General features: G+C 71.6%; 19 protein-coding genes. 5 read left to right on the top strand and 14 right to left on the bottom strand.

The genetic code is table 11. The features are described 5' to 3' along the window. Positions 1-18 precede the first annotated feature (18 nt). Entirely contained in the window at positions 19-2,940 is a 2,922-nt protein-coding gene (locus tag ACI3KX_RS02350; protein WP_404907497.1) for an ATP-binding protein, read from the top strand. A 153-nt stretch (positions 2,941-3,093) separates the two neighbouring features. After that, positions 3,094-4,140 (top strand): ATP-dependent DNA ligase, encoded by a 1,047-nt coding sequence (locus ACI3KX_RS02345; RefSeq protein ID WP_404907495.1) that lies wholly within the window; start codon positions 3,094-3,096, stop codon positions 4,138-4,140. A 27-nt stretch (positions 4,141-4,167) separates the two neighbouring features. Here ACI3KX_RS02345 and ACI3KX_RS02340 read toward each other — a convergent pair whose 3' ends face one another. The 7 genes from ACI3KX_RS02340 to ACI3KX_RS02310 all read right to left on the bottom strand — a co-directional run bounded on the left by ACI3KX_RS02340 (position 4,168) and on the right by ACI3KX_RS02310 (position 9,447). Continuing rightward, positions 4,168-5,217 carry a GNAT family N-acetyltransferase gene (locus ACI3KX_RS02340; RefSeq protein WP_404907493.1) on the bottom strand — a complete coding sequence of 350 codons (1,050 nt, stop codon included), beginning with the start codon at positions 5,215-5,217 and terminating at the stop codon, positions 4,168-4,170. Positions 5,218-5,236: 19 nt separating this feature from the next. Continuing rightward, the gene (ligD, locus tag ACI3KX_RS02335) at positions 5,237-6,277 is read right to left on the bottom strand and encodes a non-homologous end-joining DNA ligase (protein WP_404907491.1); all 1,041 of its coding nucleotides are present in this window, start codon (positions 6,275-6,277) and stop codon (positions 5,237-5,239) included. Between the two features lie 33 nt (positions 6,278-6,310). Next, positions 6,311-6,922 (bottom strand): dihydrofolate reductase family protein, encoded by a 612-nt coding sequence (locus tag ACI3KX_RS02330; protein WP_363358056.1) that lies wholly within the window; start codon positions 6,920-6,922, stop codon positions 6,311-6,313. Between the two features lie 3 nt (positions 6,923-6,925). Then, positions 6,926-7,402 carry an SRPBCC family protein gene (locus tag ACI3KX_RS02325; RefSeq protein ID WP_404907489.1) on the bottom strand — a complete coding sequence of 159 codons (477 nt, stop codon included), beginning with the start codon at positions 7,400-7,402 and terminating at the stop codon, positions 6,926-6,928. Further along, positions 7,399-7,785 (bottom strand): metalloregulator ArsR/SmtB family transcription factor, encoded by a 387-nt coding sequence (locus ACI3KX_RS02320; RefSeq protein WP_363358057.1) that lies wholly within the window; start codon positions 7,783-7,785, stop codon positions 7,399-7,401. The genes ACI3KX_RS02325 and ACI3KX_RS02320 overlap by 4 nt, the downstream gene beginning before the upstream one ends. A gap of 106 nt (positions 7,786-7,891) precedes the next feature. Next, a complete protein-coding gene (locus ACI3KX_RS02315; RefSeq protein ID WP_363358058.1) occupies positions 7,892-8,977 on the bottom strand; it encodes an SseB family protein in 1,086 nt (361 codons plus the stop codon). A 53-nt stretch (positions 8,978-9,030) separates the two neighbouring features. After that, on the bottom strand, positions 9,031-9,447 hold the full coding sequence (locus ACI3KX_RS02310) for a hypothetical protein (RefSeq protein ID WP_363358059.1): 417 nt from the start codon (positions 9,445-9,447) through the stop codon (positions 9,031-9,033). A 77-nt stretch (positions 9,448-9,524) separates the two neighbouring features. Between ACI3KX_RS02310 and ACI3KX_RS02305 the strand changes: the two genes are divergently transcribed. Further along, positions 9,525-10,145, top strand: a complete 621-nt coding sequence (locus ACI3KX_RS02305) for a MerR family transcriptional regulator (protein ID WP_363358060.1) — start codon at positions 9,525-9,527, stop codon at positions 10,143-10,145. A gap of 131 nt (positions 10,146-10,276) precedes the next feature. Here ACI3KX_RS02305 and ACI3KX_RS02300 read toward each other — a convergent pair whose 3' ends face one another. From ACI3KX_RS02300 to ACI3KX_RS02285, 4 genes are all read right to left on the bottom strand, one after another. After that, entirely contained in the window at positions 10,277-12,754 is a 2,478-nt protein-coding gene (locus tag ACI3KX_RS02300) for an ATP-dependent helicase (protein WP_404907486.1), read from the bottom strand. Positions 12,755-12,837: 83 nt separating this feature from the next. Next, a complete protein-coding gene (locus ACI3KX_RS02295) occupies positions 12,838-13,719 on the bottom strand; it encodes a CHAD domain-containing protein (protein WP_404907484.1) in 882 nt (293 codons plus the stop codon). Between the two features lie 84 nt (positions 13,720-13,803). Next, positions 13,804-14,487, bottom strand: coding sequence for a response regulator transcription factor (locus ACI3KX_RS02290; RefSeq protein WP_363358064.1), 684 nt, complete (start codon positions 14,485-14,487; stop codon positions 13,804-13,806). Further along, on the bottom strand, positions 14,480-15,844 hold the full coding sequence (locus ACI3KX_RS02285) for a PspC domain-containing protein (protein ID WP_404907482.1): 1,365 nt from the start codon (positions 15,842-15,844) through the stop codon (positions 14,480-14,482). The genes ACI3KX_RS02290 and ACI3KX_RS02285 overlap by 8 nt, the downstream gene beginning before the upstream one ends. 115 nt (positions 15,845-15,959) lie before the next feature. Between ACI3KX_RS02285 and ACI3KX_RS02280 the strand changes: the two genes are divergently transcribed. Continuing rightward, a complete protein-coding gene (locus ACI3KX_RS02280) occupies positions 15,960-17,504 on the top strand; it encodes a PspC domain-containing protein (protein WP_404907481.1) in 1,545 nt (514 codons plus the stop codon). A gap of 8 nt (positions 17,505-17,512) precedes the next feature. Beyond that, positions 17,513-17,986, top strand: coding sequence for a hypothetical protein (locus ACI3KX_RS02275; RefSeq protein WP_404907479.1), 474 nt, complete (start codon positions 17,513-17,515; stop codon positions 17,984-17,986). A 92-nt stretch (positions 17,987-18,078) separates the two neighbouring features. On the opposite strand, the gene ACI3KX_RS02270 is transcribed toward ACI3KX_RS02275, so the two are convergent. The 3 genes from ACI3KX_RS02270 to ACI3KX_RS02260 all read right to left on the bottom strand — a co-directional run bounded on the left by ACI3KX_RS02270 (position 18,079) and on the right by ACI3KX_RS02260 (position 19,729). After that, complete coding sequence (locus ACI3KX_RS02270; protein ID WP_349426596.1) at positions 18,079-18,567, bottom strand: glutathione peroxidase; 489 nt, start codon at positions 18,565-18,567, stop codon at positions 18,079-18,081. A gap of 19 nt (positions 18,568-18,586) precedes the next feature. After that, positions 18,587-19,048 carry a MarR family winged helix-turn-helix transcriptional regulator gene (locus ACI3KX_RS02265; RefSeq protein WP_404907477.1) on the bottom strand — a complete coding sequence of 154 codons (462 nt, stop codon included), beginning with the start codon at positions 19,046-19,048 and terminating at the stop codon, positions 18,587-18,589. Between the two features lie 162 nt (positions 19,049-19,210). Then, positions 19,211-19,729, bottom strand: a complete 519-nt coding sequence (locus tag ACI3KX_RS02260; RefSeq protein ID WP_363358069.1) for a hypothetical protein — start codon at positions 19,727-19,729, stop codon at positions 19,211-19,213. Positions 19,730-19,750 lie beyond the last annotated feature (21 nt).

Raw genomic sequence — 19,750 nt, 5'->3', positions numbered from 1 at the left:
AGGTGCCACCATATGAGCATGCCCGCACTCCACTCGAGCCCGCGCATGGTCGGCCGGCAGACCGAGCTGGCCGCGCTGCTCGAGGCGTTCGACGCGGGCGTCGGCGGCACTCCGCGCACCGTCGTGGTGCGCGGCGAGGCGGGGGTCGGCAAGACGCGGCTGGTCCAGGAGTTCCTCGCCCTCGTCACGGCGGATCCGCTGGGGGCGCGGACGGCACCGGATGAAGCCCCCGTCGTCGCCTTCGGCCAGTGCGTCGACCTCGGGCCGATCGGCGCCCCGTTCGGCCCCATCCGTCGCGTGCTGCGCGACCTGCACGCCGCCGTCGGCACGGACGCCCTGCGCGACGCAGCCGGGTCCGCAGCGGCGATCGCGAGCCTCGCCGCGCTCGTTCCCGGCATCGCCGACGAGCCCGCCGAATCCGACGAGCCCGCGGGCGAGTTCGCCGAGGCGATCGAGGTGCTCCTCGAGCAGCTCTCGCGGCGCCGGCATGTCGTCGTGGTGCTCGAAGACCTGCAATGGGCGGATGCCGCGACCATGGCGCTGCTGAAGACCCTGGCCAGCACGCTCCGCGGCCGGCGCCTCACCATCGTCGCGACGTACCGCTCCGACGACATCGACCGCTTCCATCCGCTGCGCCCGGTGCTCGCCGAGCTCGACCGCACCCGCTCCGTCGTGCGCGTCGAGGTCGCTCCGCTCACGCCGGACGAGGTGGCCGAGCAGGTCGCCCAGCTGGCAGGCGGCCTGGATCCGCGCGTCGTGGAAGCCCTCGCGGAGCGCAGCGGCGGCATCCCGTTCCTCGTCGAAGAGCTGGTCGACCTCGGCGACCGCGCCCTCCCCGACACGCTCCGGGAACTCGTCCTCGCCCGATACGCCCGCCTCGGCGACGACGCGCAACAGGTGGTGCGCACGATGGCCGCAGGCGGCGTTCACGTCGACGACGACGTGCTCTCGGCGGTGACGGCGCTCGACGAGCGCGCGCTCGATGCCGCAGTGCGCGAGGCGATCGACACCCGCGTCATCACGGCCGACGGCGCCGGCTACGCGTTCCGTCACGCCCTGACGCGCGAGGCGGTCGAGGCCGAGATGCTGCCGAGCGAGCGCGTGCGCGTGCACCGCCGCTACGCCGAGCACCTGAGCGACCATCGCGTCGACTCGCCCGACGACGCGTCCGCCGTCGCCGAGCACTGGCTCGCCGCCCGCGACCTTCCGGCCGCGTTCGACGCGACGGTGGCCGCGCTCCGCCAGTCGCGGTCGCGGTTCTCGCCCGCCACATCGGCGAAGCTGACCGAGCGCCTCGCGGAGCTCTGGGGTCAAGTGCCGGATGCCGAGACACGCGCCGGCACGACCCTGCCCGCGCTGCACCTCGACGCCGCGCAGGCCTGGCACGACCTCGGCGATTCCGAGCGCTCCCTGCGGTCCGCCAACGAGGGCCTCGCGGTCTGCCCCGACGATCCGCTCATGCGCGCGGCGCTGCTGCGGCAGCGGTACGTCCAGACTTTCAACCTCGAGCACACCGGCCGCCCCGCCGACCTCGACGAGGCCGTCGGGCTGCTGGAGGGCGTCGACGACCGCCGCGCCCGGGTGCTGCTGTCGCGTGTGCTCACCAACATGGCGATCGACGAGCACGGCGCGGATGCCGCAGAGCACGCCGCGCGCGCCATCGCCCTCGCGGAGGAGACGGGCGACGACCCCGCCCTGGCGGTCGCGCTGACCGTGGAAGCGTGGCGGCTCGCCGGCGACGAGGACCAGGATTCGGCGGCACTGGCGCCGCTGGAGCGGGCCGTCGCTCTGCGGCTGGACCCGCCGATGCGCGCCTACGTGGGCAGCGCGCTCACCCACATGCTGGTGACAGCCGGGCGCCTCCACGAGGCCGTCGTCGTCGGAACACAGCACTACGAAGACGTCGTCCGCGCCGGCATCGAACGGGGCTCGGGAGCGGCGATCGCCCAATCGGTCGCGTTCGCCCTCTTCGCCACCGGAGAACCCGAGACCGCGCTCCATTACGCGCGACGCGCGCGACGGCTGATGAGCCGGGCCGATGCGGCCTCCACGCTGCGATTGCTCTCCTCTCACCTGGTGTGGGACGACCGCCCGCGCGAACGCGACGACCTGCTCACGACCGAGCGCGGCCGCATCGAGGAGTCACAGCGCCTGTACCCCGACAAGGCCGTCTGGTGGGCGGTCGAGCGGGCAGACGCGGCGCTGACCCTTCACGCCCGGCAGGGGACGGATGCCGCCACCGCCGTGCTGGCCGCCGCCGAGGATCCGGAGGGCAGCCGCAGCACTGTGCGCCGCTATGCCGTGCTGACGGCGGCGCTGCTGACGCACTCCCCCGGCCGCCCAGGCGACCCCGGAGTTCGGGCGCGCATCGAACGAGCCCTCGACGGCTGGCCCGACAACGAGCTCGCGGGGCGCGTGTCGAGATTCGTCCGCGCCGTGCTCGCGGACGGCGACGGCGCCCCGGCCGACGATCGCGTGACGGCGTGGCGCGCCATCGTGGACGAGCTGACCCCCGGCGGCATGCCGACGTGGCACCTGCAGACGGCGCGCTGCCGCCTGGCCTGGGCGTTGATCGACGCCGGTGAGCGCGACGACGCCGCGGACCTGCTGGCCGCGATCACGGCCGAGGCGCCTCCGCTGGGTGTCGCGCGCGCGGCGCGCTGGGCGACCGAGCTCGCGACGCAGGCCCGGCTGATCCCCGGCACGACCGCCGCCGACGCGGGCGAGGGGATCGTCGCGTCCCTCACACCGCGGGAGCTTCAGGTGCTCGAGCTCATCGCCGAGGGCCTCACCAATCCGCAGATCGGCCAGCGGCTGTTCATCAGCCCCAAAACGGCGTCCGTGCACGTCTCGGCGATCCTCGCGAAGATCGGCGCGGCGAACCGCGCCGAGGCCGCCGCCCTGTACGCCGCTGCGGCTTCTGCGTCCGCGTCGGCCTGACCGGGTGCGCCGCGGGCGCGGCATCCGTCCTCGCTCCCAGCGCTGCGGTCCAGGAAACGCACCTTCCGGGTGCCGCGAACCTGCGAACCACGGACTTCACAGCCGCCCGACACGGGGTGTCGGGTGTCGGCGGACCACGGCAGGATGGTGCGCATGCCGTACGAGATCCCCGCGCCGATGCTCGCGAAGTCCGTGCCCGACGTCCCCGATGCGGCGAAGGTGCCGGGCGGGCTCAGCTACGAGCCCAAGTGGGACGGGTTCCGCGCGCTGGTGTCGTGGGACGGTGAGAACGTCGAGATCGGCTCGCGCGGGGCGAAGCCGCTGACCCGGTACTTCCCCGAGCTCGTCGAGGCGTTCGCCCGTGTCCTTCCCGAACCGTGCCTGCTCGACGGCGAGATCGTCGTGCCGGTCGACCGCGACGGTCGGCGCCGGCTCGACTGGGAGTCGCTGTCGCAGCGCATCCACCCGGCGGCATCCCGCGTCAACATGCTCGCCGAGCAGACGCCGGCGATGTTCATCGCGTTCGACCTGCTCGCCGTCGGCGACCGCGATCTGCAGAGCGAGCCGTTCGCGACCCGACGCGAGACCCTCGTAGAGTTGCTGCGCGATGTGCCCGATCCGGTCCACGTCACGCGCACGACCGACGACCCCGACCTCGCGCGGCGCTGGCTCGCCGAGTTCGAGGGGGCAGGGCTCGACGGCGTCGTCGCCAAGCCCCTCGACCAGCCGTACGCACCGGGCAAGCGCACGATGTTCAAGATCAAGCACGCGCGCACGGCCGACGTCGTCGCCCTCGGCTACCGGATCCACAAGTCCGGAGAGGGCGTCGGCTCACTCCTGGTCGGGCTGTACGGCGAAGACGGCACGCTCTATCCCGTCGGCGGCGTCGCCGCCTGGAGCAACGCGCGCCGCCTCGAGCTCATCGACGAACTGGCCCCGCTGGTCGAGCGCGATGCCGACGGCGAGGCACTGCACGGCGAGGGTGAGAAGTCGCGCTTCCAGGCCGGCCGCGCCGACTCGTCGTTCGTGCGACTGCGCCCCGAGCGCGTGCTCGAAGTGCGCTACGACCAGCTCGAGGGGTGGCGCTTCCGCCACACGGTGCAGTTCGAGCGCTGGCGCCCCGACCGCGACCCTCGCTCCTGCACCTACGAGCAGCTCGAGGTCATCGCCGCCTACGATCTGGCCGACGTCCTGGTCTGAGCCGACGATGGCCCGGAGGACGTCTTGTCAAAGGGTCATGCTCAGGACGATCCGGCGTGAACCGCTTGCGGCGAGGTGGTCTTCGACCCGGTGCATCCCGATCTTCTCGGCCACACGCTCGGAGGCGCGATTGTCCGGGTGGATGATGGCGACGAGTTCCCGCGCGCCGACGTGTTCGCGTGCGAAGTCGCGACACGCCGTCGCCGCCTCGGTCGCGAAGCCGCTACCTTGCCACGTCGCGGTGACGTGGTAACCCACCTCGAGCTTCCTGACACCGTTGACCTCCTGCCACGTCAGGCCGCAGTCTCCGACGAAGTCGCCCGCGTGCGTCTCGATGATCCAGAGCCCGTAGCCGTGTTCGGCATAGTTCCGCTGGTTCCATGCGATCCACGCCGCCGCCTGTTCGCGGGTCTTCGGCGCGGGGTAGAACCGCATCACGTCGGGATCACCCAACAGGCCCGCCATCGCGTCGAGGTCCGCCGGCGTCATCTGACGGAAGCGGAGTCTCGCCGTAGCTCGGGGAAGCACCTCAGCGACCCGCCCGGTCGGCGGCGGCCCGGTCGGCGGCGCGAACTCCACCACGGGGATGTGGGCGTCACCGCCCGCCGCGTAGTCCATCGCCCCGTGCAGGTGCTGCCACGCCTCGGGGTGCGCGGCCGCGTACCGGCGCAGCACCGTCTCGGAGTCCGCACGGTCGAGCAGGCGCACCTGCGCCCGTACCCGACGGGCGCGTCCGGTGCTGAGATAGGCGACGCCGTTCGCCCGGAGGTTGCGATACCACTGGGCGTGCTCGCCGAAGCCCGAGGCCACACGGATGGCGTTCCGCTCCCGTTCGACGACCTCCACTACGACGAAGCGCGGCTCGTGCGACACGCGTCCGAGGTGCTCGATCATGACCAGGCGCTCACCCAAGATCCACCCGAGTCCCGCGCGGTACAGCGGGATCGGCATCCGCATCAGCCATCGCGTCTCGAGGAGGCGCGCCGTGACGCGGTCGACCAGACCCGCAGCGCCGGCGGCCCGGCGCCCGCCCGCGCCGGCACCCTGCGGATCCCGCCGGCGAGCAGTGGGAAGCACGCGAGGATCGGTGAGGCCCTCACTCATCCTTCGGCCAGTTCTCGGGGTTGATGCGGCTCGGCTGAACGCGCGGCGGCTCACCCGGCATCTTCGGGAAGTCCGGCGGAAAGGGCAGCTCGCCCAGTCCGTCGTCGAGATCGCGCTGCCACCACTCGAGCAGCGTGTCGATGCGTGCGGGCTTCGCCAGCAGGTCCGCCCACGGGTCGCCGACCTCGGCGAGGCGCTGCGGCACGGTCCGCACCGTGAACGCGGTCGGGTCGACGCCCGCCTCGAGCTCGTCCCACGTGAGCGGCGTCGACACGGTGGCGGCGGGCAGCGCCCGCGGGCTGTAGGCACCCGCCATAGTCCGGTCGCGGTTCGCCTGGTTGAAGTCGATGAAGATGCGCTCGCCGCGCTCTTCCTTCCACCAGTTCATCGTCACCTTGTCGGGGAGACGCCGCTCCAGCTCGCGCCCGGCGGCGATGACGGCGTGCCGCACATCGAGGAACTCCCACTCGGGCTCGATCGGGCAGAACACGTGGATGCCGCGGTTGCCGCTCGTCTTGAGGAACGCCGTGAGACCCGCTTCGGCGAGCACGTCGCGCAGTGCGGGTGCGACGGCGGCGGCATCCGCGAAATCCGTGCCCGGCTGCGGATCGAGGTCGATGCGCAGCTCGACGGGGTTGTCGGTGTTCGCCGTCAACGACGCCCAGGGGTGGAACACGATGGTGTTCATCTGGACGGCCCACACCGCCGCGGCGATCTCGGTGAGGATGATCTGCGGATGCCGGCGCCCGCTGTTGTACGTGACCGTCTGGGCTTCGACGAAGGCGGGCGCGCCCTTCGGCGGGTTCTTGGAGTAGAACCGCTCGCCGTCGACCCCCTCGGGGAAGCGCTCGAGCGACACCGGCCGGTCGCCGTTCGCTGCGAGGAAGGGGCCGCTCACGGCGATCAGGTACTCGGCCAGCTCCTGCTTGGTGATTCCCAGCTCGGGCCAGATCACGCGGCGGGGATTGGAGATCCCCACCTCGCGATCGCCGTCCGGACCGGGCACGGTGAGGGTGATGCGCTCCGACGCCATGGGTCTCACCCTAGGCGCGGGCGGCGACATCCGTCACCCTGCGGCGGGGCTCTTCTCGACGGGGAACACCAGGTGCGTGACGCGCGTGCTCGGGATGATCGTCGTGGGGTCGCCGAGCCGCACGGCCGCCGGGTCCACGTCGGCGAAGTAGCGGTGGCCGCTGCCCAGCACGACGGGCACGAGGTCGACGGCGACCTCGTCGACCAGTCCGGCACCCAGCGCCTGACCGGCGATGGTTCCGGCCGCGAGCGCGACCGTGCGGTCCCCGGCGATCTCCTGCGCCCGGGCGATCGCGGCCTCGATGCCGTCGGTCACGAAGTGGGCGTTGCCGGTGTGGGCGTGCGCCCAGTCCGTCGGTGCCGCGTGCGTCAGCACGACGAACGGCACGCCGAGCGGATGCTCCCCCTTCCAGCCGTCGGTGATGTCGAACAGCAGCCGTCCGACGACGAGACAGCCGATCTGGCCGACCCACTCCCGCCAGTAGTCGGCGCTCGTCGGGGTGAGGTGGAACGCCGCGGGTTCGCTCGCGGTGACGACCTCGACGTCTCCGGCCTCGTACCAGTCGAACAGGCGGCCGGGATCGTTGTCCTCGTGCGCGACGAAGCCGTCGAGCGACATGGAGGCGGAGCAGACGACCTTGCCCATGGCTCAGCTCTCCCCGGCCAGCAGTTCGTCGAGCTTCTCGTAGCCTTCGCGCATGCCGCGCTCCATGCCCTCGGACTGCATGGCCTCGAGCGCCTCGACGCTCGAGAACACGCTGTGGTCGGCGATCCGCGAGCGGCCGCCCTCGAGCGCCTCGAAGCGGATGGCGTCGACGCTGACCTCGTCGGGCCAGCCCTCGTACTCGAACGTCTGGATGATCAGCTCGTTCTCGCGGATGGTGTGGAACACCCCGCGGAAGGCGTACTCGCCGTTGCCGTCCCGCTGGACGAAGCGGTAGCCGCCGCCGGTGTGGAAGTCCCAGTGCGTGATCTCGGTGCGCTCCTCGCCCGGCCCGATCCACTGCCGGAACAGCTCCGGATCGGCGTGGGCACGGAACAGGGCCTCGACCGGCGCGTCGAAGTCGCGCGTGATGTCGGCGTACGAGGTGCCGGGAACGGCTTCGATGATGAGCGGGTTGCTCATGATTCCTTCTCCTTCTTCGTATCGGTCGTGCGAGGGGTTCGTAAGGGGGGTGACGCGGGGACGGTGCTCGCGGCGGCCAGCACCGCGTCGAGCCGCCGGTAGGCGCGCTCGGCGTCGAGCCGGTAGCGGTCGATCCATGCCGTGAGCTGCTCCAGGGCGGCCGCCTCGAGATGCACGGGGCGGCGCTGCGCATCCCGAGACCTGGTGACGAGGCGCGCGTCTTCGAGCACCTTGATGTGGCGCGAGACGGCCTGCATGGTGATCGGGAACGGCTCGGCCAGCTCGCCCACCGTGGCGGGGCCCCGGCTCAGGCGTGCGATCATCGCGCGGCGCACGGGGTCTCCCAGTGCGACGAACGCCCGATCGAGCTCCTGATCGTCCATTGATCAACTCATCCCTTTATCAACGTCTATGTTGAATAGGGTACGCGCGGACGCGCGCATGTCAACCCCTGGATCGCACTAGGGACTGGTCGACAGCGCCCCGCCGTCAGTCGGTCAGGGCGAGCACCGGGGCGAGGTCATCGCGGGTGAGGCGGATCCACGGACCCGCGGGGTCCACGACGACGCCGGTGATGGCTGCGTCACCGCGCAGCGCCCGCGAGAGCTGGGCGGAGGTGATCGGCGCGGCGTTGTCGCCGCGGCCCATGACGGCGACCTCGAGTGGGTGCGAGTAGACCTCGAGGTACCGCGCGCCGTCGGCGTCGCGGCCCTCGGCGAGACCCGGCACTCCGCCTTCCGCCGTACCGACGGCGACCCACAGCGGCACGCGCGTGAGAGCCTCCGCCACCTTGCCGCCGACCTCCGGCGTGCGCTCGGCGGCGAGCAGCGTCTTGACGGTGAGCTCCGGGTCGGCCTGATCGACGGCGCGCTGCAGCAGCTCCTTCGGCAGCACGGCGCGCGACGGCGACGAGGCGGGGTCGATGATGATCCCGTCGTACGAGCTCGCGAAGACGTGCCGCAGCACCGTCAGCACCGGCTGACCCATGGCCGACGTGTCGGTGTCGCCATCGGCCTTGAGGCTCGCCTGCAGCGCGGCGCCGCTCGAGAACACGAGCGCGAAGGTGCGCTCGCCCGAGTTCGCGACCGCGAGCGGCAGCCCCTTGCCCTCGGCGAGAAGCGAGCGCGCGTCTCCCTTGACCCGGAGGAAGACGTGCCCCTGCAGCAGCTGCCGCGCGACATCCAGCAGCGCCTGCGAGGCCGGCGCATCGCCGACGCGTCCCAGAGCGGCGCGCAGCAGGACGTTGTCGCGAAGACCGGGCACGGTCTCGGTCTGCTCCGGCGCGGTCCGCATCCACTCGCGGGTGCCGAGCCGCGGACGCGGGCCGGACGACATCGGCTGGTCGCTCTCGGCCAGCTCCTCGGGTGCAGCGGGCTGCGGGGCAGCGGGGCTCGCGCCGAGACCGCCGAACGCTGAGACCGAGATCGACACGTTCGCCGCGGCATCCGTGTCCGCGTCCGCTGCGGGCGTGCTCACATTGGCGCCGTCGACGGCCGCCGCATCAGCCGGCGACGGCTCGGGCGAGGGCGTCGACTGCTCGGCGGGCTTCTTCGGACGGCGCGAGAACAAGGCCATTGTGCGAGCCTAACCCGCCGCCGCGAGACCAGTGCCCGGTTCCCAGGGCAGGCTCAGCCCAGCGCGGAGACCCCCGCGACGATCACGCCGATGCCGACCGCGAGAAGGGATGCCGCGAGCACGACGACTCCCGCCCACAGGAGTGCGATCGCGCGCCCCGGTCGCTGCGGGTCCTGCCCCAGGACCGACAGGAAGAACCCGCCCGGGATCAGGATCGCGCTGGCCAGCACCCCGACCGACGCCCACTGCCAGGCGAGCGCCGCACCTGCGGCCGAGGTGAGCAGCAGGCTCACCAGCCCGAGCAGCACGAGCACGCCGGCGTGGGCGTGACCGGCGCGGAAGAACGTCTTCTGCAGACCGTTGAACGGCAGACCGCGTGAGGCGATCCGGAGCAGGAAGGTGCCGCCCGACATGATGCCGATGACGGTGAGGATCGTCGCGCCGGCGACGATCGTGAGAATCGGGTCCATCGTGACCTCCGTTGGATAGTTATGCTCTCCAGTATTGGATAGCTATAGTATCCAGCACAAGACCCAGGAGGGCCGCGATGAAGATCTCTGAGCTGTCGGAACGAAGCGGGGTCCCCGTCGCGACCGTGAAGTTCTACATCCGCGAAGGCATGCTGCCTCGCGGGGAGAGCGTGTCGGCGACGCGCGCCGAGTACGGCGAGGAGCACCTCGCCCGCCTGCGACTCATCGCGGCGCTCGCCGATGTGCGCGGCCTGCCCCTGGTGCGGGTGCGCGAAGTGCTCGACCTGGTCGACTCCCCGCTCGACGACCCGATGGAGACCCTCGGACGCGCGGTCGGCGCGCTCCCGCCCTACGTCGACGGCGGCCGGGACGACTACCCGCGCGCCCGGGAGGCGATCGCGGCCCTCGGTCTCACCTACGACCCGGACTTCACCGCGGTGGCCCAGCTCGACGAGGCGCTGCGCGCGCTGGATGCGGCGGGGCTGGATGCCTCTCCCGCCGTCCTCGGCCGCTACGGCGGCGCGATGCGCCAGGTCGCCGCCGAAGAGGTCGCGCCGCTGGCGGGCATGTCACCCGCCGACGCCGTGAGCTACGCCGTGCTGGGCACCGCGATGTACGAGCCGGTCATGCTCGCGCTGCGCCGCCTCGCCCACCACCACCTGCTCGCGGAACGAACCGCGCACGACCCGGTTCGGTGAGCGAGTGAAGCGCGTCGCGACGCGTCGAGCCACTCGTGTGCGCCGGGTGCGCGCGTTTCGTCTCGCTCGTTCCTCGCTCGCTCAACGACCGAGAGAGAAGTACCGGTCGGTGAGCGAGCGAAGCGAGACGGTCAGAGCTTCGAGATCGGTGCGATCTTGATCAGCAGCTTCTTCGGCCCCGCCGAGTCGAAGCGCACATGCGCCACGCGCTTCGCGCCCTCGCCGGTGACGGCATCCACTCGGCCCTCGCCGAAGTCGTCGTGACGGATGCGGTCGCCCGGCGCCAGCTCGAGATCGCCGTTGTCGCGCACCTTGGACGGGATCTTGTTCGCGAAGCGCTCGAGGTTGCCGGTCGGCTCGCGGCGCGCGAGCGGCACGAGGTCGTCGCCGTACCGCTTGCCGGAGCCGGAACCGGACCCGCCGAAGCCGCCGCGGCGCGCGTTGAGCGCGCGCGACTGCGTGCCGCCGCGGGAGTTGACATCGCCCGGCGACTGACGCCAGTGCAGCAGCTCGAGCGGGATCTCCTGCAGGAAGCGGCTGGGCATCGCGACCGTGACCTCGCCGAACTGCGCGCGGGTCATCGCGAGCGAGAGGTAGAGGCGCTGACGGGCGCGGGTGATGCCGACGTAGAAGAGGCGCCGTTCCTCCTGCGGCCCACCCGGCTCCCCCGCCGAGATGCGGTGCGGGATGAGGTCCTCCTCGACGCCGGTGACGAACACCGCGTCGTACTCGAGGCCCTTGGCGGTGTGCAGGGTCATCAGCGACACCGAGCCCGACGCGTCTTCGAGGTCGTCGGCATCCGACACCAGCGCCACCTCGGTGAGGAAGTCGAGGAGCGTGCCCTCCGGGTTGTTGCGCGCGAACTCGCGCGCCACGGCGACCATCTCATCGAGGTTCTCGATGCGGGCCTCGTCCTGCGCGTCCTTACTGGCACGCAGCGCGTCGTAGTAGCCGCTCTTGTTCAGGAGCAGCTGCAGACCGTCGGCGACGGCGGTCGGCGGCGCGAGCTCGCCCGATGCGGGCAGCATGATCTCGGTCGCCTCGGCCAGGACCGCGTCGAGGTGCGCGATCGCCGCCTGGATCTTGGGTCCGACCCCGAGCGCGGACGAGTTCGCCAGCGCGTCACGGAACGTGATCTGCTGATCGACGGCATAACGCGAGATGGTCTCGATGGTCACATCGCCGATGCCGCGTCGCGGCCGGTTGATGATGCGGCGCATCGCCATCTCGTCGGCGGGATTCGCGACCGCCACGAGGTACGCGAGCGCGTCCTTGATCTCGGCGCGCTCGTAGAACTTCGTGCCGCCCATGATCTTGTACGGCAGGGCGGAGCGGATGAAGATCTCCTCCAGCGCACGGGACTGCGAGTTGGTGCGGTAGAACACCGCCATCTGCGAGTAGTCCACGCCTGCCCGCCGCAGCGCCTCGATCTCGTCGGCGACGAACTGCGCCTCGTCGTGCTGCGAGTAGCCGGTGAAGCCGATGATCTTCTCGCCCTCGCCGACGTCGGTCCACAGGCGCTTGTCCTTGCGGTCGAAGTTGTGGCTGATCACCGCGTTCGCGGCCGAGAGGATGTTCTGGGTCGAGCGGTAGTTCTGCTCGAGCAGCACGACCTTGGCGCCCGGGTAGTCCTTCTCGAACTCGCTGATGTTGCGGATGTCGGCGCCGCGGAACGCGTAGATCGACTGGTCGGAGTCGCCGACGACGGTGAGCGACGCGCCGTCCTCGGCGGCCGGCTCGGCCTCGAAGATCATCATCCCGCCGGAGCCGGCGAGCGGTGCGGCATCCGATCCGGGCGGGCGGGTCAGCTCGTGGATCAGCGCGTACTGCGCGTGGTTGGTGTCTTGATACTCGTCGACGAGCACGTGCCGGAACCGCCGGCGATACACGTCCGCCACCTGCGGGAAGGCGCGGAACAGGAACACCGTCTGCGCGATGAGGTCGTCGAAGTCGAACGCATTCGCCCGCTGCAGCTCGCGCTGGTAGGCCGCGAACAGCTCGACGAAGACCCGCTCGGCAGGATCGCTCATGTTCGCGGTGCGGGCGTAGGACTCGGCATCCGCCAGCTCGTTCTTCAGCTTCGAGATCCTCGACTGCGTGGCCGCGGGAGTGAGCCCGAACGCGTCGGCCTCGTGCTCTTTGACCAGCCGCTTGATCAGCGCACGGGAGTCGCCCGAGTCGTAGATCGTGAACGACTTCGTGAACCCGAACTGCTCGGCCTCACGGCGCAGGATGCGCACGCATGCCGAGTGGAACGTCGAGATCCACATGCCGCGCGCCGAATCGCCGACCAGGTGCTCGACACGCTCGCGCATCTCGCCGGCGGCCTTGTTCGTGAAGGTGATCGCGAGGATCTGGCTGGGCCACGCCTCGCGGTTGCGCAGCAGCGAGGCGATGCGCCGCGTGAGCACGCTGGTCTTGCCCGAGCCGGCACCGGCCACGATGAGCAGCGCCTGCCCCCGGTAGGTGACGGCTTCGCGCTGCTGCGGGTTGAGTCCGTCGAGCAGGTCTTCGTCGGAGCGGGCGCCGACGCGCGGCGCAGCGCCTCCGTCGAGAACGATCGGACGAATGGTCCCCGCAACGGGCGCGGTGGGAGTGGCATCGGTCATGTCCCACCAAGTCTAGGTCGCCCGGCCGACACCGGTCGGGCCCACTGCCGACCTCGCGGTCGCGGACGCGGCCGCGTCGTTCCTCACGACAGACGGGATGCCGCGGCCTTCAGCAACCGCATCGCGTGCGGGACCTCGCCGAGGCGTTCCCCCGCCTCGTCCCGGGCCACCTGGGCGATCCTGTCGTACGCGTGCGACAGCTCCCCCGCGCGCCCGGCGAGGGCGGCCTCATGATCCACACGCTGCGCGAGCAGCGTGGCGTCCCGGTGCGCGCCGAGCGCATCGTGGATGGTGTCGCCGGCCTCGACGAGTGCGTCCATCTCCTTCGTGAGCACGCCGGGAGCGGCGTCCCTTGCGGATTCCGCCACATACCGCAGGCGTCGCGCGGCCTTGCGAAGGGCGTGGTAGCTCGCATCCGTGCCGTCGAGGCGGGACTCGGCCTTCTCCACACGACGTGCCTGTCTTGCGACCGCCGCAGCGAGCACCTCCGCAGCATCGCGATCGGGGTCGACGGGATTCGCCGCATCGACGAACTCGCGCAGCAGTCGCCGCCGCTCCTCGGCGCGCGGCGAGCCTGCCAGCTCCACCAGCCGCTGTTGAGCCACCGAGTATGCCTCCTGCTCGGTGCCGACGAGCCGCCGTTGCACGTCCGGATCGTCGATCCCCGCCCGCTCCAGCATCTCGCCCGCGACTTCGGCGCGCACCTCGATGTCGCGCACGACGCCGAGCTCACGCCCCCACTCCGCGTATGCCACCCGCACGCGCTCGGCAGCGCGGGCGTCGAGCGCGTCGCGGAAGCCTCCGAGCACACTGCGCAGGCGCCGTACCCGCACCCGATGCTGATGCACACCGTCGGGCTCGTCGGCGAGCGCGGCCGGCAGGGTCGCCTCGACCTCGTCCGCGGCGCGGCGCACGATCTCGCCGAGCATCTCGCCGAGCGTCGGGCTCCTCCGCGACCTCTGCACGTCCCGAGCCTAGGGATGCCGCATACCTCGCGCGATCCCTTCGTCGACGACGGCCGCGGACGCCCGGAACTCCGCGGCAAGGGCTCAGAGCAGACGTCTCTCCGATGCCCACGCCGTCAGCTCGTACCGCGACGACAGCTGCAGCTTGCGCAGCACCGCCGACACGTGCGATTCGACCGTCTTCATCGAGATGAACAGCTCGGCCGCGACCTCTTTGTAGGCGTACCCGCGGGCTATCAGCCGCATGACCTCCTGCTCGCGCGCCGACAGGCGATCGAGCTCGTCACTGGTCGCGGCGGTCTCGCCGACAGCGGCGCCGAAGGCGTCGAGCACGAAGCCCGCGAGGCGCGGGGAGAAGACCGCGTCACCTTCGGCGATCGCGTGGACGGCGCGGCTGACCTCCGCCCCCGACGACCCCTTCGTGATGTAGCCGCGGGCGCCGGCGCGGATCACCCGCACCACGTCCTCCGCGGCATCCGACACGCTCAGCGCCAGGAAGCGCGTCGTCGGCACCGCCGGGCCGGCCGCACGGATCACGGCTTCGCCGCCCGCCGCGTCGGGTCCGGATGCCGTCGTGCCCTGGCCCGACGGCAGGTGCACGTCCAGCAGCACGACGTCGGGCCGCGTCGCCTCGATCACCGTCACGGCGGATGCGGCATCCCCCGCCTCCCCGACGACCTCGATCGAGCCGTCGAGGTCGGCGCGCAGGCCCGACCGGAAGATGGAATGGTCGTCCACGATCACGACTCGCACCGGCGCCTCAGCCATGTACGCCCTCCGTTCCCGCCGCGCCGCCGCCCGCCGCATAGGCCGGCGGAGCAGTCACGAACCGCAGGTGCACCTCGGTGCCTCCCCCCACTCCGCGGCGCACGGTCGCGGATCCGCCGGCGCGCCGCATCCGGCCGAGGATGGATTGACGGACACCGAGCCGGTCGTCCGGCACATCGGCCAGGTCGAAGCCGGGGCCGCGGTCCCGGACGTACACGTCCACGGCGTTCTCGTTGCCCTCGATGTAGACCGACACGTCGCCACCGGCATGGCGGGCGGCGTTGAGGATCGCCTCGCGGGATGCCGCCGCGACTTCGCCGCTCGCACGCTCGGCCGGCAGTCCCGCCGAGACGACGTCGATCCGCACGGGATAGTCGAGCTCGAGCGCGGCGGCGTAGTCGCGCAGATCGGTGGCGAGGTCGCTGTCGGCGGGAGCGTCGCCGTCGTAGAGCCACGCGCGCAGTTCGCGCTCCTGCGCGCGGGCGAGGCGGGCGACCTCGCTCGAGGCGCCCGCGCGGTTCTGGATGAGGGCGAGTGTCTGCAGCACCGAGTCGTGCAGGTGAGCGGCCATCTCGGCGCGCTGCTCCTCGCGGATGCGGCGCACCCGCTCGCCTGACAGCTCGCGCCATTTGTCCACGAGCATCGAGGAGTACACGAGCACGATCCCCACGAGGGGCATCAGTGCGTAGACGAAGCCTGCCACGCCGACCTGCTGGAGCGTCGAGAGCTGCGCGAGCAGCAGCACGATCAGCACCACCGTCACCGCGGCGCGGACGACGTTCTCGTGCCGGGGACCGCGTGCCGGGTCGCGCCGATCGACCAGCGTCGCCCAAGAGCCTGCCGCGACTGCCAGCACCGTCGCGACGAAGACGCCGCCGATCCACCCGGGGAGCGACGCCTCGACGACGCCGTTCCCGGCGAACACGGCGATGGCCGCGGCGGTCGCCAGCGTGGTGACGATGGACGCGGCCGTCAGGATCCACGCAACCGGCGCACGGCGCGTCGGCACCTGGGGGCCGTGGTCGTGGTCCTCGAGCGCGGGATCCCGCGGCGCGGGTGCACCGGGGCGATCCTCCTCGACAGCACCGCGCGAGCGCGCGTCGGCGCTGCCGCCGGCCCTGGGCACGACGTCGTCCCACGGCATGAAGAGCCACAGCCACGCATAGAGCAGCACGCCGGCGCCCGATACGAGCGCGAGCGCCAGGAAGGCGGTGCGCACCACCCAGACGGGCCAGCCGAGGTGCCGGGCAAGTCCGGCGGAGACGCCCGAGACCACGCAATCCCGGGGACGCCGGAGAGCGGGGCGCTCGAACGCCGCGTGCACCGCGGGGGCGGCGACAGTCGCGTTCGAGGGCATGCCGCCATCCAATCATCGCCCGCCGCCCCCGACCACACCCGGGGCACCAGGATCAGGGAAGGGTCAGGGGATCACCCCATAGCGGGCACCGTCACGTCGCCGCCAGGGTGGAGGCATGACCGACACCACCTCCGCTCCCCCTGCCGATCCGGGACCACCGCCGACCGCACCTCCCGGCGTGCAGACGGGCTCCGACCGGTTCTTCGCGTGGGTGCGAGGCCTCGGAATCGTGCGCGGAGACGCATGGCTGGGCGGTGTGTGCGGCGGCCTCGCGGCCCGTCTGCGGATCGACCCCCTCATCGTGCGAGGCATCTTCGTCGTCGTGGCGCTCCTCGGGTTCCCGGCGCTGCTGGTCTACGCGATCGCCTGGGCGCTGCTGCCCGACACGGAGGGCCGCATCCACCTCCGCGAGCTGTTCCACGGCCGCTACGACCCGGCCATGACCGGCATCTTCATCCTCACCGCCGTCGGCTTCATCCCGGTGGTGCCGTGGCTGCGGAACCTGCTGCTGTGGCCCGTGTGGGCGGCGTTCGGGGGCGGGTATCCCTCATCGATCTGGGACGTCGGAACGCCCCTCGGCGGCTTCGGCGTCATCATCGCGCTCGCGCTCATCGGGCTCGCCACCTACTTCATCGTCCGGTCGGCCCGCGCCGATCGCTCCCCGTGGGCGGGTGCGCAGACGGCTTCCGCGCAGCCCGCCCCGACCGTCGCGTCTCATTCGGGTGACGACGCGACCTCTCCCCTCGCGGCAGCCGCTGCGGGCGTCGTGGACTCGGCCGGTCGGGCGCCGGCCGAGTCCACGACGGGATCCGCAGGCACCGACGACGCCGAGGTCGCCGATTGGCGCGCCCGGCAGGAGGCGTGGCGCACGGAGCACCACACGTGGCAGCGCAGCCAGCAGGACGCGGCCCGCGCGGCCCGCGAGCAGGCGCGCCGCGAACGGGAGAGCGCGGGAACGGCGTTCGCCCGCGAAGCGGAGGAGCGTCGCCGCATCCGCCAGGCCACGCGACCGCGCACGAGCTTCGTCTTCGTGCTCACCGCCCTCGGGGCCGCGCTCGTCGCCGGTGCCCTCGCCGTCCTCGCCGCCGCCGCCACTCCTTTCGCCGGAGCCATCGGCGTATTCACCGCGGCCTTGGTCACGGCCCTCGCCATGGTCGTCGCAGGTCTTGTCCGCCGCCGCAGCGGCTTCCTGACCGCCGTGACCATCGTGCTGCTGGTGATCGGCGCGTCGGTGGCGGCGGCATCCGGTCCCGACCGTCTGGCGGTCGGCAGCGTGAATCTCGGCACGGCGACCTACGACCAGGCGGTGGTCCAGCCGTTCGGCAGCACGACGCTCTCGGTCTCTCCGCTGTCGCGCAGCGCAGACGTCCGCGCCGGCGACGTGGTCGTGACCAAGGGCTACGGGTACACCTACATCGAGGTGTACCCCGGCACGGCGCTCGAGCTCGACGCCACCCTCGGCAACGGCGCGCTGGAGTACAGCCGCCTGCCGGCAGGCGACGGCGGCGACATCGAGTCCGGCACGGTCGAGCCCGGCCGCGACGGGAGCCTCAGCTGGAGTGTCCGCAGCGAAGACTCCACCACCGACGCCGTCACGACCCAGCACATCACGCTCGACCAGCGCAGCGGCTCGGTCGAGGTCACCGTCTACGAGAAATGAGCCCCGCCATGAGCACTCCTGAGATTCCGGATGCCGTACCCGGCGCCGACACCTCCGCCCCGGTCGCCGACCTCGTCCCGCCCGCACCGGAGGCGCCGGCTGCGGCCCCGACCGTGCTCCCGCCCGCGTTCACGGGCAGCAGCCTGCCGCCCGCGTGGGAGCCTGCGACGGCGGCATCCGACCCGCCTGAGGCCGCGGCATCCGTCGTCCTCTCCCGTCCGCGCGTCCGGTGGGCGGGCATCGTGTGGGGCCTCGTCCTCGCCGCGATCGCCGCCGGCGCGGTGTGGTTCCTCACCGACCCGGCCCGTCAGGCCGCTCTCGCGTCGTGGCTGGTGTCACTCAGCCCCGCGACCGCGATCGCCGTCGCCGTGCTCGTGCTGGGCGTGTTCGCCCTCATCACGGGTGTCGTGGGCATCGCGCGCCGGGCGCAGCGCGGCATCGAGCAGCGGCGTACCGCCGCATCGGCTGCCGGCCTGCTCTGACCCCTTCGACAGGTCAACCGCGCTTCCACAGGAGAATGGATCGGTCCAACCTCCTGTAGAAGGCCGGTTGACCTGTCGGAGCGCCGGGGAGGTTACTCCCCCGGCAGCCAGGCCTCGATCGCGTCGACGACCTCGGGAGCGTCGGGCTTCGTCTGCGGCGCGAACCGCTTCACCTCACCGGACGGGCTGACCAGGAACTTCTCGAAGTTCCACGTGATGCGGCCCTTCTTGCCGTCGACGTCGGGCGTTGCGGTCAGCTCCTGGTAGAGCGGGTGGGCGTTGCGGCCGTTGACCCGCACCTTCTCGGCCATCGGGAAGGTGACTCCCCACGTCGTCGAGCAGTACTCCGCGACCGCCTCTTCGGTCGAGAGCTCCTGCAGGAACTGATTGCTCGGAAAGCCGATCACCGTGAATCCGCGGTCGGCATACTCCTTCTGCAGCGCCTCGAGCTGCTCGTATTGCGGCGACAGTCCGCACCGCGACGCGACGTTCACGACGAGGGCGAGTCGCCCATCGGTGAGCTCGCCGAAGGTGGTGCTCTCACCGTGGATCGTGGTGACGGGGATCTCTTCGAGGGTCATGCGTTTCCTTCCTTGCCGTTCATGAGGCGATGGATGCCGCGCGCGCGTCGTAGCCGCGCATCGAGGTGCGCAGCGACCGCAGCGTGCCGATGACGGATTCGGCCGCTGCGGGCGTGACCTGCATGGCCTCTGCGACGCAGCGCTCGATGTGGCCCAGCTCGCCCCGCACGGCGAGCGCGTGCGCGGTCGCGGTGATCCGCACCGAGCGGCGGTCGGTGGAACGGTGCTCGCGCTGGAGGTAGCCCATGCGCTCGAGCCGGCCGACGAGGCCCGAGACGCTGCTCGCGTCGAGGCAGAGCGCCTCGGCGAGCTCGCCCGGCGACACCTCGTCGCGCTCCCATACGACCGCGAGCACCATGAGCTGCTGGTACGTCAGGCCCCACGGCTCCAGCAGGTCGCGGTAGAGCTGCAGGGTCGCCTGCATCGACGTGTACAGCGCGAAGCACACCGACGATTCGAGCGGGGTGGCAGTCGTCGTCATGGCGAAAGCTTTGCATACAAACTATTGGCATACAAGGTACTCGTCTCGACGAGTCGCGCTGCATGCAGGGCCCCGCAGAAACGCGTTCGCGCCGTGCACCCGAAGGCACACGGCGCGAACGCGGTGGATCCGGCGCCGCCGCGGGCGGTCAGCGCCGTGGGATCACTCGGCGACCAGGCTGCTGCAGCCCTCGTCACCCGAGCCGACGCAGAGCACGAGGGTCTCGGCGTCGACGAGCGCCTGGGGCACCTGGAAGCTCCACACGAACGTGTAGGACTTCTCCGGCGTCATCGGCACGTCGACCGAACGCTGCGACACGGCGTCGGCCGAGAAGGACTCGTCCTCGGTCGAGCGCAGAACGGGCGCGACGTCGACGTCCGAGAGACCCTCGTCGGTGACCCACTGGGCGACGTTGACGGTCACCCACTGGTTGCCGGCTTCCGGCTCGTCCAGGACGGCGGCAGCGTTCTCGTCCGGGACGATGCTGCTCCAGACCTCGAGCTCGTTGCCGTCCGCGCCGACGCGCTCGTTGGCGGCCGCCGGCTCGGTGACCGACGACTCGACGACCGACGACGCGGCCGACGTGGGCGTGGCCTCGGGCTCGGCGGTCGACGCGCAACCGGCGAGGAGCAGGCCGGAAACGGCGGCGATGGACAGGAGTGCTGTGCTTCGTGAGCGCATGACGAATACCTCTTCGAATCG

This window comes from Microbacterium sp. ZW CA_36 (assembly GCF_044987475.1).
In the GTDB taxonomy this organism is placed as follows: Bacteria; Actinomycetota; Actinomycetes; order Actinomycetales; family Microbacteriaceae; genus Microbacterium.
The sequence above is the reverse complement of the archived record's forward strand: the minus strand, read 5'-3'. Positions and strand labels throughout refer to the sequence as shown.

Excerpts from the sequence above, each read along its gene's own strand:
- ACI3KX_RS02350 (WP_404907497.1), top strand. The coding sequence starts at position 19 with ATGCCCGCACTCCACTCGAGCCCGCGCATGGTCGGCCGGCAGACCGAG.
- ACI3KX_RS02345 (WP_404907495.1), top strand. The coding sequence starts at position 3,094 with ATGCCGTACGAGATCCCCGCGCCGATGCTCGCGAAGTCCGTGCCCGAC.
- ligD (WP_404907491.1), bottom strand. The coding sequence starts at position 6,277 with ATGGCGTCGGAGCGCATCACCCTCACCGTGCCCGGTCCGGACGGCGAT.
- ACI3KX_RS02330 (WP_363358056.1), bottom strand. The coding sequence starts at position 6,922 with ATGGGCAAGGTCGTCTGCTCCGCCTCCATGTCGCTCGACGGCTTCGTC.
- ACI3KX_RS02325 (WP_404907489.1), bottom strand. The coding sequence starts at position 7,402 with ATGAGCAACCCGCTCATCATCGAAGCCGTTCCCGGCACCTCGTACGCC.
- ACI3KX_RS02320 (WP_363358057.1), bottom strand. The coding sequence starts at position 7,785 with ATGGACGATCAGGAGCTCGATCGGGCGTTCGTCGCACTGGGAGACCCC.
- ACI3KX_RS02315 (WP_363358058.1), bottom strand. The coding sequence starts at position 8,977 with ATGGCCTTGTTCTCGCGCCGTCCGAAGAAGCCCGCCGAGCAGTCGACG.
- ACI3KX_RS02310 (WP_363358059.1), bottom strand. The coding sequence starts at position 9,447 with ATGGACCCGATTCTCACGATCGTCGCCGGCGCGACGATCCTCACCGTC.
- ACI3KX_RS02305 (WP_363358060.1), top strand. The coding sequence starts at position 9,525 with ATGAAGATCTCTGAGCTGTCGGAACGAAGCGGGGTCCCCGTCGCGACC.
- ACI3KX_RS02300 (WP_404907486.1), bottom strand. The coding sequence starts at position 12,754 with ATGACCGATGCCACTCCCACCGCGCCCGTTGCGGGGACCATTCGTCCG.
- ACI3KX_RS02290 (WP_363358064.1), bottom strand. The coding sequence starts at position 14,487 with ATGGCTGAGGCGCCGGTGCGAGTCGTGATCGTGGACGACCATTCCATC.
- ACI3KX_RS02285 (WP_404907482.1), bottom strand. The coding sequence starts at position 15,844 with ATGCCCTCGAACGCGACTGTCGCCGCCCCCGCGGTGCACGCGGCGTTC.
- ACI3KX_RS02280 (WP_404907481.1), top strand. The coding sequence starts at position 15,960 with ATGACCGACACCACCTCCGCTCCCCCTGCCGATCCGGGACCACCGCCG.
- ACI3KX_RS02275 (WP_404907479.1), top strand. The coding sequence starts at position 17,513 with ATGAGCACTCCTGAGATTCCGGATGCCGTACCCGGCGCCGACACCTCC.
- ACI3KX_RS02270 (WP_349426596.1), bottom strand. The coding sequence starts at position 18,567 with ATGACCCTCGAAGAGATCCCCGTCACCACGATCCACGGTGAGAGCACC.
- ACI3KX_RS02265 (WP_404907477.1), bottom strand. The coding sequence starts at position 19,048 with ATGACGACGACTGCCACCCCGCTCGAATCGTCGGTGTGCTTCGCGCTG.
- ACI3KX_RS02260 (WP_363358069.1), bottom strand. The coding sequence starts at position 19,729 with ATGCGCTCACGAAGCACAGCACTCCTGTCCATCGCCGCCGTTTCCGGC.